The 16,351-nt window shown below is 61.3% G+C and carries 15 protein-coding genes; 3 read left to right on the forward strand and 12 right to left on the reverse strand.

The features are described 5' to 3' along the window. Positions 1–134: 134 nt before the first annotated feature. The 7 genes from PFEN_RS10105 to PFEN_RS10135 form a co-directional block, all read right to left on the reverse strand. On the reverse strand, positions 135–560 hold the full coding sequence (locus tag PFEN_RS10105; protein ID WP_191486696.1) for a GNAT family N-acetyltransferase: 426 nt from the start codon (positions 558–560) through the stop codon (positions 135–137). Next, a complete protein-coding gene (locus tag PFEN_RS10110) occupies positions 553–1,719 on the reverse strand; it encodes a cupin domain-containing protein (protein ID WP_191486697.1) in 1,167 nt (388 codons plus the stop codon). The genes PFEN_RS10105 and PFEN_RS10110 overlap by 8 nt, the downstream gene beginning before the upstream one ends. A gap of 84 nt (positions 1,720–1,803) precedes the next feature. Then, a complete protein-coding gene (gene purB, locus PFEN_RS10115) occupies positions 1,804–3,174 on the reverse strand; it encodes an adenylosuccinate lyase (protein ID WP_191486698.1) in 1,371 nt (456 codons plus the stop codon). A gap of 112 nt (positions 3,175–3,286) precedes the next feature. Then, a complete protein-coding gene (gene hflD, locus PFEN_RS10120; protein ID WP_191486699.1) occupies positions 3,287–3,910 on the reverse strand; it encodes a high frequency lysogenization protein HflD in 624 nt (207 codons plus the stop codon). Next, positions 3,907–5,040, reverse strand: coding sequence for a tRNA 2-thiouridine(34) synthase MnmA (gene mnmA, locus PFEN_RS10125; protein WP_191486700.1), 1,134 nt, complete (start codon positions 5,038–5,040; stop codon positions 3,907–3,909). Before mnmA ends, hflD begins: the two co-directional genes overlap by 4 nt. Positions 5,041–5,100: 60 nt before the next feature. After that, a complete protein-coding gene (locus PFEN_RS10130; protein WP_191486701.1) occupies positions 5,101–5,547 on the reverse strand; it encodes an NUDIX hydrolase in 447 nt (148 codons plus the stop codon). Positions 5,548–5,767: 220 nt separating this feature from the next. Then, positions 5,768–7,993 carry an NADP-dependent isocitrate dehydrogenase gene (locus PFEN_RS10135; protein WP_191486702.1) on the reverse strand — a complete coding sequence of 742 codons (2,226 nt, stop codon included), beginning with the start codon at positions 7,991–7,993 and terminating at the stop codon, positions 5,768–5,770. A gap of 507 nt (positions 7,994–8,500) precedes the next feature. Here PFEN_RS10135 and icd point away from each other — a divergent pair. After that, positions 8,501–9,757 carry an NADP-dependent isocitrate dehydrogenase gene (icd, locus tag PFEN_RS10140; RefSeq protein WP_191486703.1) on the forward strand — a complete coding sequence of 419 codons (1,257 nt, stop codon included), beginning with the start codon at positions 8,501–8,503 and terminating at the stop codon, positions 9,755–9,757. A gap of 75 nt (positions 9,758–9,832) precedes the next feature. Here the strand turns inward: icd and cspD are convergent, their stop codons facing one another. Further along, positions 9,833–10,108 (reverse strand): cold shock domain-containing protein CspD, encoded by a 276-nt coding sequence (gene cspD, locus PFEN_RS10145; protein ID WP_224770935.1) that lies wholly within the window; start codon positions 10,106–10,108, stop codon positions 9,833–9,835. 227 nt (positions 10,109–10,335) lie between these two features. Between cspD and clpS the strand changes: the two genes are divergently transcribed. Continuing rightward, complete coding sequence (gene clpS, locus PFEN_RS10150) at positions 10,336–10,698, forward strand: ATP-dependent Clp protease adapter ClpS (RefSeq protein ID WP_040069302.1); 363 nt, start codon at positions 10,336–10,338, stop codon at positions 10,696–10,698. Between the two features lie 28 nt (positions 10,699–10,726). Continuing rightward, positions 10,727–12,997, forward strand: coding sequence for an ATP-dependent Clp protease ATP-binding subunit ClpA (clpA, locus tag PFEN_RS10155; RefSeq protein ID WP_191486705.1), 2,271 nt, complete (start codon positions 10,727–10,729; stop codon positions 12,995–12,997). Positions 12,998–13,183: 186 nt separating this feature from the next. On the opposite strand, the gene infA is transcribed toward clpA, so the two are convergent. The 4 genes from infA to trxB form a co-directional block, all read right to left on the reverse strand. Further along, positions 13,184–13,402, reverse strand: a complete 219-nt coding sequence (gene infA, locus PFEN_RS10160; protein WP_002553999.1) for a translation initiation factor IF-1 — start codon at positions 13,400–13,402, stop codon at positions 13,184–13,186. Between the two features lie 145 nt (positions 13,403–13,547). After that, on the reverse strand, positions 13,548–14,255 hold the full coding sequence (locus PFEN_RS10165) for an arginyltransferase (RefSeq protein WP_191486706.1): 708 nt from the start codon (positions 14,253–14,255) through the stop codon (positions 13,548–13,550). 185 nt (positions 14,256–14,440) lie between these two features. Next, positions 14,441–15,133 carry a leucyl/phenylalanyl-tRNA--protein transferase gene (aat, locus tag PFEN_RS10170; protein WP_191486707.1) on the reverse strand — a complete coding sequence of 231 codons (693 nt, stop codon included), beginning with the start codon at positions 15,131–15,133 and terminating at the stop codon, positions 14,441–14,443. A 178-nt stretch (positions 15,134–15,311) separates the two neighbouring features. Next, positions 15,312–16,262, reverse strand: a complete 951-nt coding sequence (gene trxB / locus PFEN_RS10175) for a thioredoxin-disulfide reductase (RefSeq protein WP_191486708.1) — start codon at positions 16,260–16,262, stop codon at positions 15,312–15,314. Between the last annotated feature and the right edge of the window lie 89 nt (positions 16,263–16,351).

Here is a 16,351-nt window from a genome sequence, read left to right on the forward strand (position 1 = left end):
CTGGGGGGCGAAGCCCCCCCAAAACTGCGACTCCGGCGCATCAGATAGACCGGGATCAGAGGTTTTACGACTGCTTCGCAGTCGAGCGCGGGCAAGCCCGCTCGCCACAGGTCAGATCACAGGCTTCTGGTGTGTCAGGCGTGGCCGCGCACCATGTCCACATGGGGAATCCCGGCTTCGAGAAACTCCTGGCTGACAATGCTGAACCCCAGGCGCTCATAGAACCGGGTCGCCTGGACCTGGGCGCTGAGCATCTGTTGCTTGAGGCCGCGCTTCTCGGCCTCGCCGATCACCGCCTGCATCAGTGCGTCGCCGACTTTCAGTCCGCGCCAGTCCTTGAGTACCGACACCCGGCCGATATGACCGTCCGGCAGCAAGCGCGCGGTGCCGATCGGGAAGTCGCCCTCGAAGGCCAGGAAATGCACGGCGCCGCTGTCATCGGCATCCCACTCCAGTTCCGGCGGAACCGCCTGCTCGGCGATGAACACTGACTCACGAATGCGCCGAATCTCGGCGTTATCCTTTTGCCAGTCCGCGACACGTACGTGAATTCTATTCATCGGCAAATCCCAGGCTTCCTTGTTTGACCAACTGACAGAGCAGGCCGCGTCCATCTTCGTCGGCCAGCCAAGGCTTCAGATTATCCGCGTGCAACGCATCGGCCGCACAGATCATTTTCAACAGCTCGCGCAGCTTGCCCGGCAGCAGGCGGCTCTGACCACTGGCGAACAGCAGCAGGTCGTCGTCCACTTCGGACCAGGCCAGACGCGCACTCGGGTTGCGGATCAGCACCGCGCCCTGTTGCAGGCCGTCGAGCAGGTCTTCTTCCTCGAGTTCCGGGCCTACCACCAGCTCCGGGTAGCGCGGTTCGGTCATGAACTGGCCGAACCAGGTCAGCAGCAGGCGCTCGTCGCTCATGTGCTCGGCCAGCAGGCTTTTCAGGCGGTCGAGGGCGTCGTGCTGGATCTGGTGCGGATCGCTGACCGGGTGTACGTCGGCGTCGGTGTAGCGCTCTTCGTCCGGCAGGAACTGGGCGAGGAAATCGGTGAAGTGGGTCAGTACTTCAGCGGCGCTCGGGGCGCGGAAGCCCACCGAATAGGTCATGCAGTCGTCCACGGCGATGCCGCAATGGGCCAGGCGTGGCGGCAGGTAAAGCATGTCGCCGGGTTCCAGGGTCCACTCGGCGGTTTCCTCGAAGTCGGCGAGGATGCGCAGGTCGGCGTGTTCCAGCAGCGGGCTGGCGGAATCGCACATCTGGCCGATCTTCCAGTGGCGCTTGCCGTGACCCTGGAGCAGGAACACATCGTAGTTGTCGAAGTGCGGGCCAACGCTACCGCCGGGCGCGGCAAAGCTGATCATCACATCGTCGATGCGCCAGCTCGGCAGGAAGCGGAAGTGTTCCAGCAACTCGGCGACTTCCGGGACGAACTGGTCCACGGCTTGCACCAGCAAGGTCCACTCGCGCTCCGGCAGTTGGCTGAAAGCGTCCTCGGCGAACGGGCCGCGGCGCAGTTCCCAGGGGCGTTCGCCGTGCTCGATGACCAGGCGCGATTCGACTTCTTCTTCCAGGGCCAGGCCGGCCAGTTCGTCGGGGTCGATCGGACTTTCGAAATCCGGAATGGCCTGGCGGATCAGCAGTGGTTTCTTCTGCCAGTAGTCACGCAGGAATTCCCGGGCGGTGAGGCCGCCCAGAAGTTGCAGAGGAGTATCAGGATTCATGTGTAACCTATTGAAAAAACGTATTTTCCAGACTGGAATAAAAACGCCCGGCTCAGCCGGGCGTTCAGAGCGGGTGCGGTGCGATCAGATACGTCGGGCCTGGGCCACGGCGTTGCCGATGTAGTTGGCCGGGGTGAGTTTCTTCAACTCGGCCTTGGCATCCGCGGGCATTTCGAGACCGTCGATGAAAGTCTGCAGCGCTTGCGGGCTGATGCCCTTGCCACGGGTCAGTTCTTTCAGCTTTTCGTATGGGTTTTCGATGTTGTAGCGACGCATGACGGTCTGGATCGGCTCGGCCAGGACTTCCCAGCAGGCGTCCAGGTCGGCGGCGATTTTCTGCTCGTTGAGCTCCAGCTTGCTGATGCCCTTGAGGCTGGCTTCGTAGGCAATGACGCTGTGGGCGAAGCCGACACCGAGGTTGCGCAGCACGGTGGAGTCGGTCAGGTCACGCTGCCAGCGGGAGATCGGCAGCTTGCTGGCCAGGTGCTGGAACAGGGCGTTGGCGATGCCCAGGTTGCCTTCGGAGTTCTCGAAGTCGATCGGGTTGACCTTGTGCGGCATGGTCGAGGAGCCGATTTCGCCGGCAATGGTGCGCTGCTTGAAGTAGCCCAGGGAGATGTAGCCCCAGATATCGCGGTCGAAGTCGATCAGGATGGTGTTGAAGCGCGCGATCGCGTCGAACAGCTCGGCGATGTAGTCGTGCGGCTCGATCTGGGTGGTGTAGGGGTTGAAGCCCAGGCCCAGTTCGTCTTCGATGAAGGCGCGGGCGTTTTCTTCCCAGTCGATCTGCGGGTAGGCCGACAAGTGTGCGTTGTAGTTGCCCACGGCACCGTTGATCTTGCCCAGCAGCGGCACGGCGGCGACCTGGGCGATCTGGCGTTCCAGGCGGTAGACGACGTTCGCCAGCTCCTTGCCCAGGGTGGTCGGCGAGGCCGGCTGGCCATGGGTGCGCGACAGCATCGGCACGCCGGCGAAGCGGTGGGCCAGTTCGCGGATGGCTTCGGCGATCTGGCGCATCAGCGGCAGCAGCACATCGTCGCGGCCTTCGCGCAGCATCAGGGCGTGGGACAGGTTGTTGATGTCCTCGCTGGTGCAGGCGAAGTGGATGAATTCGCTGACGTTGGCCAGTTCAGGCAGCTTGGCGGCTTGTTCCTTGAGCAGGTACTCAATGGCCTTGACGTCGTGGTTGGTGGTGCGCTCGATCTCTTTGACACGCTCGGCGTGTTCCAGGGAGAAGTTTTCGGCGAGGGTGTTCAGCACCGCGTTGGCTTCGGCGGAAAAGGCCGGAACTTCGCTGATCTGGGCGTGGGCGGCCAGGCGCTGGAGCCAGCGCACTTCCACCAGCACGCGAGCACGGATCAGCCCGTATTCACTGAAAATAGGGCGCAGGGCCTGGGTTCTGCCGGCGTAGCGGCCGTCAACAGGGGAAACCGCAGTGAGCGAAGAAAGCTGCATGGGGTGTTCTCGGACAGTCGGGCAACGAAATGGGGCGCGTATCATACATGAAAATAACCGCCGATCCGTTGCCAACCGACCGACGTCTTGCGCTTTTTCGGGATGGCCGCGCCTAGACGCCGCGCATCAATGGGTACAGTTCCTTGAGCAGCTTGCGCCGGCTGATTACCAGTTGCCAGCGATGGCCACCCAGTTGTCGCCACAGGCGCGCCGAACGGATGCCGGCCAGCAGCAGGGCGCGGATCTTCGATGCATTGCTCGGTTGTTGCAAATTGCGCATGTCGCCGTGCACCTGGATACGCTGGCGCAAGGTGCTCAGGGTGTCCTGGTACAGGGCGCCGCAGGCGGCCACGACGTTTTCATGGGCCGGGCCGAAATGCTCGACCTGCGACTGGATCTGCGGCAAGCGCTTGCCGATGATCTGCAGCAGGTCGTCACGCTTGGCCAGCTGGCGCTCCAGGCCCAGCATCGACAGGGCATAGCGCAGCGGTTCGCGTTGCAAGGCGTTGGGATCGCGCTCCAGGGCTCCGATCAAGGCGCGGTAGCCGTCGCGCAGGTTGATATCGTCGCCCCCGTAGACTTCCAGGGTGTCCTTGGGGTCGCGCACCAGCAGGCTGCCAAGCATGCAGCTCAGGCCGGCTTCGCTGGACTGGCCGGTCTTGGCAATCTTGTCCACCAGTACCGCGGCGAGAAACACCCCCCCCAGCGCCGTCAATTGCTCCTGGGTCGGGCTCATGCGCGCGGGTCCTTGAGGGTCCAGGGTTCGGCGATTTCGATGACTCCGCCACCGAGGCAGACCTCGCCATCGTAGAACACCACGGATTGGCCGGGGGTCACGGCGCGCTGCGGTTCGTCGAACACCGCGCGATAGCCGTTTTCGGTCTGTTCCAGGGTGCAGGACTGGTCGCTCTGGCGATAACGGACCTTTGCTGTCAGTTTGCGCGGCACGCTCAGGTCCACCGGGTTGACCCAGTAGATCTCGGACGCGAGCAGGGCGCGGGAAAACAGCCATGGATGGTCGTTGCCCTGGCCGACGATCAGTTCGTTGTGCTCCAGGTCCTTGAGCAGCACGTACCACGGCTCGTCGCTGGCGTCCTTCAAGCCGCCGATACCGAGGCCCTGGCGCTGGCCGATGGTGTGGTACATCAGGCCGTGGTGGCGGCCGATGACTTCGCCATCGGTGGTCTTGATCTCGCCCGGCTGGGCCGGCAGGTACTGCTTGAGGAAGTCACTGAAACGTCGTTCGCCGATAAAGCAGATCCCGGTGGAGTCCTTTTTCTTCGCCGTGGCCAGTTGGTGTTTCTCGGCGATGGCGCGTACCGCGGGCTTTTCCAGTTCGCCGACCGGGAACAGGGTCTTGGCGATCTGCGCGCCGCCGACGGCATGCAGGAAGTAGCTCTGGTCCTTGTTCGGATCCAGGCCCTTGAGCAGTTCGGTGCGGCCGTCGATGTCACGGCGGCGCACGTAGTGACCGGTGGCGATCAGGTCGGCGCCGAGCATCAGGGCGTAGTCGAGGAACGCCTTGAACTTGATTTCGCGGTTGCAGAGGATGTCCGGGTTCGGCGTGCGTCCGGCCTTGTATTCGGCCAGGAAGTGTTCGAACACGTTGTCCCAGTACTCGGCGGCGAAGTTGGCGGTATGCAGCTTGATACCGATCTTGTCGCACACGGCCTGGGCGTCCGCCAGGTCGTCCATGGCGGTGCAGTACTCCGTTCCGTCGTCTTCTTCCCAATTCTTCATGAACAAGCCTTCCACCTGGTAACCCTGCTCCATCAGCAGGACGGCGGAAACGGAAGAGTCCACGCCGCCGGACATGCCGACGATGACGCGCAGGTTTTCTGGGGCGGTGGTAGCTGGATCACGCATAGGGATTCAATGAGTGTCTTCGAAAAAGGACGCGATTCTAACAGGCCCGGGCCCGCAAGGCTAAAGAGAAGGGCGGATCAGCTCGAGACTGTGCGGGGGGGCGGCCAGATAATCGTCCAGGCAGCGGATGATCAGCTCGCTGCGCCATTGCGGGCGCAGGGCCAACAGTTCGTCGCGGGTCAACCAGTGTGGGCCGATGATGCCGTGGTCCAGTTGATACTCCGGGTGGTGCTTGAGCGGCTTGCCGGCAAAGCAGACGCGCTGGTAGGTCACGCCGTTGCTGGGGGCGGTATACAGATAGATACCCACGACGCCGGTCAGTTCGACGTCCCAGCCGGTTTCTTCGAGGGTTTCGCGGATAGCGGCTTGGATCAGGCTTTCGTCGGGGTCCAGATGGCCGGCGGGCTGGTTGAAGACCGTCTGTCCGTCTTGCCGTTCTTCGACCAGCAGGAAGCGGCCGTTGTCTTCGACGATGGTGGCGACGGTGATATGCGGTTGCCATTCCATAAAGAGTGCTCTGTTCAGGGAAGATCATCTTGGGACGAGCGCGGTCCCCTGTAGGAGTCGGCTGGCTGGCGATGGCGGCCGGACAGTCGAAGCCAGGCTTGTCGGCCTCATCGCCAGCCAGCTGGCTCCCGCAGGGGGGTGTATTCGCGGTTCGATGAATGCGCGGGCCACAAACACAAACCCCGGCACTGGGCCGGGGCTTGTGGTGCTGCCGAAAAGCTTACACCAGCGCAGCGATCGCCGCGTTGAAGGTTGCGCTCGGACGCATGGCCTTGCTGATCAGTTCGGCATCGGCGTGGTAGTAGCCACCGATGTCCACTGGCTTGCCCTGTACGGCGTTGAGCTCGGCAACGATGGTTGCCTCGTTCTCGGCCAGGGTCTTGGCCAGTTGGGTGAACTGGCCTTGCAGCGCGGTGTCTTCGCTCTGGGCGGCCAGGGCCTGGGCCCAGTACAGCGCCAGGTAGAAGTGGCTGCCGCGGTTGTCGATGTTGCCGACTTTGCGCGATGGCGACTTGTTGTTGTCGAGGAACTGACCAGTGGCCTGGTCCAGGGTCTTCGACAGCACCAGGGCTTTCGGGTTGTTGTAGGTCACGCCCAGGTGTTCGAGGGAGGCGGCCAGGGCGAGGAATTCACCCAGGGAGTCCCAGCGCAGGAAGTTCTCTTCCAGCAGTTGCTGAACGTGCTTCGGTGCCGAACCGCCGGCGCCGGTTTCGAACAGGCCGCCACCGTTCATCAGTGGGACGATCGACAGCATCTTGGCGCTGGTGCCCAGTTCCATGATCGGGAACAGGTCGGTCAGGTAGTCGCGCAGCACGTTGCCGGTGACCGAGATGGTGTCCTTGCCGGCACGAGTGCGGGCCAGGGTGAATTTCATCGCGTCGACCGGCGACATGATCTGGATGTCCAGGCCAGTGGTGTCGTGGTCCTTGAGGTAGGTCTGGACCTTCTCGATCACCACGCCGTCATGGGCGCGCATCGGGTCGAGCCAGAAGATGGCCGGTGTGTTGCTGGCGCGAGCGCGGTTGACGGCCAGTTTGACCCAGTCCTGGATCGGCGCGTCCTTGGCTTGGCACATGCGGAAGATGTCGCCGGCTTCCACGGTTTGTTCCAGCAGGACGCGACCGCTGTTGTCGGAAACCCGAACCACGCCGTCGGCCTTGACCTGGAAGGTCTTGTCGTGGGAGCCGTACTCTTCGGCTTTCTTCGCCATCAGGCCGACGTTCGGCACGCTGCCCATGGTGGTGGGGTCGAAGGCGCCGTGTTGCTTGCAGTCCTCGATGACGGCCTGGTAGATGGTGGCGTAGCAGCGGTCCGGGATCACCGCCTTGGTGTCATGCAGCTGGCCGTCGGTGCCCCACATCTTGCCGGAGTCACGGATCATGGCCGGCATCGAGGCGTCGACGATCACGTCGCTCGGCACGTGCAGGTTGGTGATGCCCTTGTCGGAGTTGACCATGGCCAACTCCGGACGCGCGGCGTAGACCGCCTGGATGTCCGCTTCGATCTGCGCCTGCTGCTCGGCCGGCAGGGCCTTGATGCGGGTGTACAGGTCGCCGATGCCGTTGTTCAGGTTGAAGCCGATCTGTTCCAGCACCGCGGCGTGCTTGGTCAGGGCGTCCTTGTAGAACTCGGCGACGATCTGGCCGAACATGATCGGGTCGGAGACCTTCATCATGGTGGCTTTCAGGTGCACCGACAGCAGCACGCCTTGTTTTTTGGCGTCTTCGATTTCAGCGGCGATGAAGCTGCGCAGGGCGTTCTTGCTCAGCACGGCGCAATCGATGATCTCACCGGCTTGTACGCTGGTCTTTTCCTTCAGGACGCTGGCAGTGCCGTCCTGGGCGATCAATTCGATCTTGACGCTGCCGGCGGTGTCGATCAGCGCGGCTTTTTCGCTGCCGTAGAAGTCGCCGCTGCTCATGTGGGCCACGTGGGACTTGGAGTCAGCCGCCCAGGCGCCCATCTTGTGTGGGTGCTTGCGGGCGTAGTTCTTGACCGACAGCGGCGCGCGGCGGTCGGAGTTGCCTTCGCGCAGTACCGGGTTCACGGCGCTGCCCTTGATTTTGTCGTAACGGGCGCGGGCGTCTTTCTCGGCGTCGTTGGTTACGGTTTCCGGGTAGTCCGGGATGTTGAAGCCCTGGGCTTGCAGCTCCTTGATCGCGGCCTGCAGTTGTGGAACCGAGGCGCTGATGTTCGGCAGCTTGATGATGTTGGCTTCAGGGGTGATGGCCAGCTCGCCCAGTTCGGCGAGGTGATCCGGCACGGCCTTGGCGCCCAGTTGTTCGGGGAAGCTTGCGAGAATGCGTCCGGCCAGGGAAATATCGCGGGTTTCCACGGCGATATCAGCCGAAGCGGTAAAGGCCTCTACGATAGGCAGCAGCGAATAGGTGGCGAGGGCAGGGGCTTCGTCGGTGAAGGTGTAGATGATCTTCGAACGGTTGGGCATATTCGGGTTAACTCTCTTCTTTGCTAAAGCATGCGCAGAAACTCGAGATGCGCCGGGTAAGCGCGTTCGTTCAAAGTCATCCATGAGCCGAATATCGAGGTTTCTTCGCGCGCGGTGATGTTGGGTGCATCAGTCGAGCGTCAAGCGGTCGGACTGCGGTAACAGCCCGGCTTTGGGCGGAAAGTCTCGGCTACATTTTTCCAGTAACAGAGCGGTCGGCCGGCGTGACTCCATGGTCAGCGGCGCGATTATACATAGGTTGCTGGCAAAACGCCGATGCTTCAGAAACGACTACACTCGTCCATTGGTCTAAAGGTCGCAGGACGGGCTGCGGCGTGGCGTCGCAAGAAGTGCTCGACTTTGGCGCTTTTACCTTTGATTTCAAGCTTGTAGGTCGCGAACTCAAGGTTTTTCGCGGCAGACGGATCGGCTGTGAGGTTCCCGCGCGCAAGCAACTGGGGTACGCTCGAACGCAGCCAGATGTTCAATCCATAGATGGAGTTCAGCATGGGATACAAGAAGATTCAGGTTCCGGCAGTCGGCGACAAAATCACCGTCAATGCAGACCATTCTCTCAATGTTCCTGACCACCCGATCATCCCCTTCATCGAGGGTGATGGTATTGGCGTCGATATCAGCCCGGTGATGATCAAGGTCGTCGATGCGGCGGTGCAGAAGGCTTATGGCGGCAAGCGCAAGATCTCCTGGATGGAAGTCTATGCCGGCGAGAAAGCCACCCAGGTCTATGACCAGGATACCTGGCTGCCCCAGGAAACCCTGGACGCGGTCAAGGACTATGTCGTCTCCATCAAGGGCCCGCTGACCACGCCGGTGGGCGGCGGTATCCGCTCGCTGAACGTCGCCCTGCGCCAACAGCTCGACCTGTATGTCTGCCTGCGTCCGGTGCGCTGGTTCGAAGGCGTACCGAGCCCGGTCAAGAAGCCTGGCGACGTCGACATGACGATCTTTCGCGAGAACTCCGAAGACATCTATGCCGGTATCGAATGGAAGGCCGGCTCGCCGGAAGCGAACAAGGTCATCAAGTTCCTGAAGGAAGAAATGGGCGTGACCAAGATCCGTTTCGACCAGGACTGCGGCATCGGCATCAAGCCGGTGTCCAAGGAAGGCACCCAGCGCCTGGCGCGCAAGGCCCTGCAATATGTCGTCGACAACGATCGCAAGTCGCTGACCATCGTGCATAAAGGCAACATCATGAAGTTCACCGAGGGGGCCTTCAAGGAGTGGGCCTATGAAGTGGCGGCCGAGGAGTTCGGCGCGACGCTGCTCGATGGCGGCCCGTGGATGCAGTTCAAGAACCCGAAGACCGGCCGCAACGTCGTGGTCAAGGACGCCATCGCCGATGCCATGCTCCAGCAGATCCTGCTGCGTCCGGCCGAGTACGACGTGATCGCGACCTTGAACCTCAACGGCGACTATCTGTCCGACGCCCTGGCCGCTGAAGTCGGTGGTATCGGGATCGCGCCGGGCGCCAACCTGTCCGATACCGTGGCGATGTTCGAAGCGACTCACGGGACCGCGCCCAAGTACGCCGGCAAGGACCAGGTCAACCCCGGTTCGCTGATCCTTTCCGCGGAAATGATGCTGCGGCACATGGGCTGGACCGAAGCGGCCGACCTGATCATCAAGGGCACCAATGGCGCCATTGGCGCGAAAACCGTGACCTATGATTTCGAGCGTCTGATGGACGGTGCGACGCTGGTGTCGTCTTCCGGCTTTGGCGATGCGCTGATCAAGCACATGTGATTCGACGGACGGTCAATGAAAACGCCCGATCCAGGCGACTGGATCGGGCGTTTTCTTGTCTGAAAGCCCCTGCTTTCAGGCTCTGGCCGTTGCGACGCAAGCGCGTTCCCCGGCCTTTTGCGGGTTTTTATCGGGTGTTGCGGCGGACACGGGTACCGAAATGTTGACCGCGTGCAGTCCCTTTGGACCCTGGATGATCTCAAAGCTTACTGCCTGGCCAGCCTTAAGGGTTTTGTAGCCATCCATCTGGATGGCCGAGTAATGGGCGAACAGATCTTCACTCTTGCCTTCTTCAATGATGAAGCCGTAGCCCTTGGCATTGTTGAACCACTTGACTTTACCACTCAGCATGCTCATATCCCTCTGCAAGCGACCCCATCACTGGAGTATCATCCAGTTCATCCTTCACTGCGTGAACCAGAAAAACGGTTGACGGTATGGACCTTTATTACCCAATGTGGGTTCTATTGGTTGTAACACCGTTTTGCCGATAGTCAAGGTGACCTGGCGGCCAGTGTTGAAAACTGTCCGAAGCGTCCCCATCACTGCAATTGCTCAACAGACGAACCTTTCTTTCCATGCATGCAATCAGCCAGATTCGACTAACATTCAATCAGGATCGCCCGGATTCCCACGACGACGATTCCGCGGGTATTGCTGTACAGGAATCCAAGCCCGCGCTGCAGGCGCCACCGATGTACAAGGTGGTTTTGTTCAACGATGACTACACACCGATGGATTTCGTCGTCGAAGTGCTCGAGGTGTTTTTTAACCTGAATCGCGAGCTGGCGACCAAGGTCATGCTGGCCGTCCACACAGAAGGGCGGGCAGTATGTGGAGTGTTTACCCGCGACATCGCCGAGACCAAGGCCATGCAGGTCAACCAGTACGCCAGGGAAAGCCAGCATCCGCTACTCTGTGAAATCGAGAAGGACGGTTAATGCCGACCACTTGGGTATGAGGTGAACTATGTTAAACCGCGAACTCGAAGTCACCCTCAATCTTGCCTTCAAGGAGGCTCGTTCGAAGCGTCATGAATTCATGACCGTCGAGCACCTGCTGCTGGCCCTTTTGGATAATGAGGCGGCCGCCACCGTCCTGCGTGCCTGTGGCGCCAACCTCGACAAACTCAAGCACGATCTGCAGGAGTTCATCGATTCCACCACGCCGCTGATCCCCGTCCATGACGAGGACCGCGAAACCCAGCCGACTCTGGGCTTCCAGCGTGTCCTGCAACGTGCTGTCTTCCATGTGCAGAGTTCCGGTAAGCGCGAAGTGACGGGCGCGAACGTGCTGGTTGCGATCTTCAGCGAACAGGAAAGCCAGGCGGTGTTCCTGCTCAAGCAACAAAGCGTGGCACGTATCGATGTCGTCAACTACATCGCCCATGGCATCTCCAAGGTGCCCGGGCACGGCGATCACTCCGAAGGCGAGCAAGACATGCAGGACGAAGAGGGCGGTGAGTCTTCATCTTCAGGCAATCCACTGGACGCTTACGCCAGCAATCTGAATGAACTGGCACGCCAGGGTCGTATCGACCCGCTGGTCGGGCGCGAGCTGGAAGTCGAGCGCGTGGCGCAGATCCTCGCGCGTCGGCGCAAGAACAACCCGTTGCTGGTGGGTGAGGCGGGCGTGGGCAAGACGGCCATCGCCGAGGGCCTGGCCAAGCGTATCGTCGACAACCAGGTACCGGACCTGCTGGCCAACAGCGTGGTCTACTCCCTCGACCTGGGGGCCCTGCTGGCCGGTACCAAATACCGTGGCGATTTCGAGAAGCGCTTCAAGGCGTTGCTCGGCGAGCTGAAAAAGCGTCCACAGGCGATCCTGTTCATCGACGAAATCCACACCATCATCGGCGCGGGTGCCGCTTCCGGTGGTGTCATGGATGCCTCGAACCTGCTCAAACCGTTGCTCTCCTCGGGTGATATCCGTTGCATCGGCTCGACCACCTTCCAGGAGTTTCGCGGCATCTTTGAAAAAGACCGTGCCCTGGCCCGGCGTTTCCAGAAGGTCGATGTGTCCGAGCCTTCGGTGGAAGACACCATCGGCATCCTGCGCGGCCTCAAGGGGCGTTTCGAGCAGCATCACAACATCGAATATAGCGACGAGGCCTTGCGCGCCGCCGCCGAACTGGCGTCGCGTTATATCAACGATCGGCATATGCCGGACAAGGCTATCGACGTTATCGACGAGGCGGGAGCCTACCAGCGCCTGCAACCGATCGAGAAACGGGTAAAACGCATCGAGGTGGCACAGGTCGAGGACATTGTGGCGAAGATTGCGCGGATTCCGCCAAAACACGTCACCAGCTCCGACAAGGAACTGCTGCGTAATCTGGAGCGTGACCTGAAACTGACGGTGTTCGGCCAGGATGCGGCCATCGACTCGCTGTCGACCGCCATCAAGCTGTCCCGTGCCGGATTGAAGTCGCCGGACAAACCGGTCGGTTCGTTCCTGTTCGCGGGACCCACCGGTGTCGGCAAGACCGAAGCGGCGCGGCAGTTGGCCAAGGCGATGGGGATCGAGCTGGTGCGCTTCGACATGTCCGAGTACATGGAGCGGCATACCGTTTCCCGTCTGATCGGCGCGCCTCCGGGTTATGTCGGTTTCGACCAGGGCGGCCTGTTGACCGAGGCGATCACCAAGCAGCCGCATTGCGTCCTGCTGCTCGATGAAATCGAGAAGGCTCACCCGGAAGTCTTCAACCTGCTGCTGCAGGTGATGGATCACGGGACCCTGACCGACAACAACGGGCGCAAGGCGGATTTCCGCAATGTGATCATCATCATGACCACCAACGCTGGTGCCGAGACCGCGGCGCGTGCCTCTATCGGCTTCGCGCACCAGGATCACTCTTCCGATGCCATGGAAGTGATCAAGAAGAGCTTCACGCCGGAGTTCCGCAACCGTCTGGACACCATTATCCAGTTTGGTCGCCTCAGTCATGAGGTGATCAAGAGCGTGGTGGACAAGTTCCTCACCGAGCTCCAGGCGCAGTTGGAAGACAAGCGTGTGCAACTGGAAGTCACCGATGCGGCGCGCAGTTGGCTGGCGGAGGGCGGTTACGACGCTTCGATGGGCGCACGCCCAATGGCGCGTCTGATCCAGGACAAGATCAAGCGGCCATTGGCCGAAGAAATCCTGTTCGGCGAGTTGGCCGACCATGGCGGTGTGGTGCACATCGATATCAAGGATGGCGAGCTGACCTTCGACTTCGAAACCACGGCTGAAATGGCTTGAAGTGATACCGCAAGAAAACCAAGGCGCCTTCGGGCGCCTTTGTTGTTTCTGCTGTCTTGAGCGTGTGGCGAGCGGGCATGCCCCACAGCGACCGTGTTCGGTCTTGACTGAGCGGCATTAGGGTTTGCCCTCTCGCCACACAAACAAAAACGCCCGGCAGTGCCGGGCGTTTTTGTATCGACTTGCTTAGCGAGCGCGGTAGGTGATGCGCCCTTTGCTCAAGTCGTAGGGCGTCAGCTCGACGCGCACTTTGTCACCGGTGAGAATGCGGATGTAGTTCTTGCGCATCTTCCCGGAGATATGCGCGGTTACGACGTGCCCATTTTCCAATTCCACGCGAAACATGGTGTTTGGCAGGGTGTCGACGACAGTGCCTTCCATTTCGAAGCTGTCTTCTTTCGACATGCAGTAAAGCCCTCGGTGTCCAGTGAATGGCCCGGTGCAACTGCGCCAGGCAAAAGCGGCGTGCATTGTGCCCGAAAAAGGGGGTTCACGCCAAGGGGTTAGTACCGACCTGGAAAATACCGTTCGATTCCGCTGGGCCGCTGACTCAGCTGAGGGTGACCCAGCGTTGATTGATCAGCAGTTCGATCGGCCGATATTGGGTCTTGTAGTTCATCTTCTTGCAGTTCTTGATCCAATAGCCGAGGTAGACGGCCTCCAGTCCCAGCCGCTGGGCTTCGGCGATCTGCCAGAGGATAGCGTAGCGCCCCAGGCTGCGTCGCTCCTCAGCGGGCTCGTAGAAGGTGTAGACCGCCGACAGGCCGTTGGGCAGCAGGTCGGTGACGGCCACCGCCAGCAGGCGTCCCTCCAGGCGGAACTCATAGAAGCGTGAGAACGGCAGGTCGCGGACCAGGAAAGTGGAAAACTGGTCGCGACTGGGTGGGAACATGTCGCCATCGGCATGGCGTTGCTCGATATAGCGTTGGTACAGGTCGAAGTATTCCTCGCTGAACCCCGGCTTGACGGCCTTGACCTTGAGATCGGCGTTACGCTTGAGGATGCGTTTCTGTTGGCGATTGGATACAAATGGCGCCACCGGAATGCGCGCCGGCACGCAGGCGTTGCAGTTCTGGCAGTGTGGCCGGTACAGATGGTCGCCGCTGCGGCGAAAGCCCATCTCCGACAGATCTGCGTAGACATGCACGTCCATGGGCTGGCTGGGGTCGAGGAACAGCGTGGTGGCCTGCTCTTCGGGCAGATAACTGCAAGAGTGGGGTTGAGTGGCATAAAACTTCAAACGCGCCAGCTCGGTCATGATCGACCCTCGGGATAAACTTCGAATTGCGTTGAATCAAGTGTAAGCCAGCCTGGGAAAAGACGCCTAGGCACTGTGTGAAGGTTGCCCGATCGTATTATGTTTTTTCGATACGTTGGCCGATTGTCCATTCGTTGAGCCTTGCCTTGTTCTTGAGCGTGCGGCGGAAGTTGCGGGAGGCCTGTTCAGTCTTGGCGAGGTGCCCGCCAGGTGGCGCTGTTGGGTTGGTCCAGGTGTTCGCGCAGATAGCGGGCGAACTCGGCGCGGGGAATGGCCCGGGCGCCCAGGCTGTGCAGATGCTCGGTGGGCATCTGGCAGTCGATCAGGACGAAGCCCGCGGCCTTGAGGTGGCTGACCAGGGTGGCGAAACCGAATTTCGAGGCGTTGTCGGCGCGACTGAACATGGATTCGCCGAAAAACAACTGGCCCATGGCCAGACCATAGAGGCCGCCCACCAGTTGTTCGTTGTCCCAGACCTCCACCGAGTGGGCGAAGCCGCGTTCATGCAGTTGCAGGTAGGCGTTTTGCATGGCCTCGGTGATCCAGGTGCCATCGGCATAAGTGCGTGGGGCGGCGCAGGCGCGGATCACGGCGGCGAAATCGCGGTCGAAGGTGACCTGGTAGCGTTGCTGGCGCAACAGCTTGTTCAGGCTGCGCGACACATGCAACTCGTCGGGAAACAGGACGGTGCGCGGGTCCGGCGACCACCAGAGGATCGGCTGGCCTTCGGAGAACCAGGGGAAGCAGCCATGGCGGTAGGCCTGGATCAGCCGATCGGCGGACAGGTCGCCGCCGGCGGCCAGCAGGCCGTTGGGTTCGCGCATGGCCTTGGCCAGTGGCGGAAAAGTCAGGGAGTCGCGTTGTAACCAGGTCAGCATGGCAGTCGGGCTTGAGCAGAGAAGGGGAGGGCGGTCATGTACAGCCTCATAGGCGCCGCGCCACCTGCGGGAGCCGAGCTTGCTCGCGAGAGGCCCGTGAGCCTTGCATCGTGGCCATCGCCAGCAAGCCGGCTCCTACAGGGATCGCGTTCGGTCGGTCCACAGGGTCGGCGTTCAATCAGTTATCGTCGAGGAACTTCTCGGCATCCAGTGCCGCCATGCAGCCGGCGCCAGCGGAGGTAATGGCCTGGCGATAGACATGATCGGCCACGTCGCCAGCGGCGAACACTCCGGGAATCTCCGTCGCCGTGGCATTGCCCTCGCTGCCACCCTGTACCCGCAGGTAGCCGTTGTGCATTGTCAGCTGGCCCTGGAACAGGTCGGTGTTGGGTTTGTGGCCGATGGCGATGAACACTCCGGCCAGCGGCAGTTCCTGGGTTGCGCCGGTTTCGCCGTGGCGCAGGCGCGCTCCGGTGACCCCGCTGGCGTCGCCCAGGACTTCATCCAGGTTCTGGTTCCAGTGCAGGCGGATATTGCCGGTGGCGGCCTTATCGAAGAGCTTGTCCTGGAGGATCTTCTCCGCGCGCAGCTTGTCCCGGCGATGCACCAGGTGCACCTCCTTGGCGATATTGGCCAGGTACAGGGCTTCCTCGACCGCGGTATTGCCGCCGCCAACCACTGCCACCACCTGGTTGCGGTAGAAGAACCCGTCACAGGTCGCGCAGGCCGAAACGCCCTTGCCGGCAAAGGCCTCCTCGGACGGCAGGCCCAGGTACTGCGCCGAGGCCCCGGTGGCGATAATCAGGGCGTCGCAGGTATAGACACCGCTGTCGCCCTCGAGGATAAACGGGCGCTGCTGCAACTTGGCGGTGTGAATGTGGTCATAGACGATCTCGGTATCGAAGCGCTCGGCGTGTTTTTGCATGCGCTCCATCAGTACCGGGCCGGTCAGGCCCTCGACATCGCCGGGCCAGTTGTCGACTTCGGCGGTGGTGGTCAATTGACCGCCGGCTTGCAGGCCGGTAATGACCAAAGGCTTGAGGTTGGCGCGCGCGGCATAGACGGCCGCGCTGTAACCGGCGGGGCCGGAACCCAGGATGATCAGGCGTGAATGCTTGGTTGCGCTCATAAAACACCTCATAAGCCTTTGTCACAAAAGAGAATGCGTGCTCAAATTGAACCGCGTGAAAAGTGCTGTCGGTTATGCTACACCCATGC

This window comes from Pseudomonas sp. FEN, from assembly GCF_904067045.1.
Classification (GTDB): domain Bacteria; phylum Pseudomonadota; class Gammaproteobacteria; order Pseudomonadales; family Pseudomonadaceae; genus Aquipseudomonas.

Bases quoted from the DNA above. Each gene is read 5' to 3' on its own strand.
- PFEN_RS10105 (WP_191486696.1), bottom strand. From the start codon at position 560: ATGAATAGAATTCACGTACGTGTCGCGGACTGGCAAAAGGATAACGCC.
- PFEN_RS10110 (WP_191486697.1), bottom strand. From the start codon at position 1,719: ATGAATCCTGATACTCCTCTGCAACTTCTGGGCGGCCTCACCGCCCGG.
- purB (WP_191486698.1), bottom strand. From the start codon at position 3,174: ATGCAGCTTTCTTCGCTCACTGCGGTTTCCCCTGTTGACGGCCGCTAC.
- hflD (WP_191486699.1), bottom strand. From the start codon at position 3,910: ATGAGCCCGACCCAGGAGCAATTGACGGCGCTGGGGGGGGTGTTTCTC.
- mnmA (WP_191486700.1), bottom strand. From the start codon at position 5,040: ATGCGTGATCCAGCTACCACCGCCCCAGAAAACCTGCGCGTCATCGTC.
- PFEN_RS10130 (WP_191486701.1), bottom strand. From the start codon at position 5,547: ATGGAATGGCAACCGCATATCACCGTCGCCACCATCGTCGAAGACAAC.
- PFEN_RS10135 (WP_191486702.1), bottom strand. From the start codon at position 7,993: ATGCCCAACCGTTCGAAGATCATCTACACCTTCACCGACGAAGCCCCT.
- icd (WP_191486703.1), top strand. From the start codon at position 8,501: ATGGGATACAAGAAGATTCAGGTTCCGGCAGTCGGCGACAAAATCACC.
- cspD (WP_224770935.1), bottom strand. From the start codon at position 10,108: ATGCTGAGTGGTAAAGTCAAGTGGTTCAACAATGCCAAGGGCTACGGC.
- clpS (WP_040069302.1), top strand. From the start codon at position 10,336: ATGCATGCAATCAGCCAGATTCGACTAACATTCAATCAGGATCGCCCG.
- clpA (WP_191486705.1), top strand. From the start codon at position 10,727: ATGTTAAACCGCGAACTCGAAGTCACCCTCAATCTTGCCTTCAAGGAG.
- infA (WP_002553999.1), bottom strand. From the start codon at position 13,402: ATGTCGAAAGAAGACAGCTTCGAAATGGAAGGCACTGTCGTCGACACC.
- PFEN_RS10165 (WP_191486706.1), bottom strand. From the start codon at position 14,255: ATGACCGAGCTGGCGCGTTTGAAGTTTTATGCCACTCAACCCCACTCT.
- aat (WP_191486707.1), bottom strand. From the start codon at position 15,133: ATGCTGACCTGGTTACAACGCGACTCCCTGACTTTTCCGCCACTGGCC.
- trxB (WP_191486708.1), bottom strand. From the start codon at position 16,262: ATGAGCGCAACCAAGCATTCACGCCTGATCATCCTGGGTTCCGGCCCC.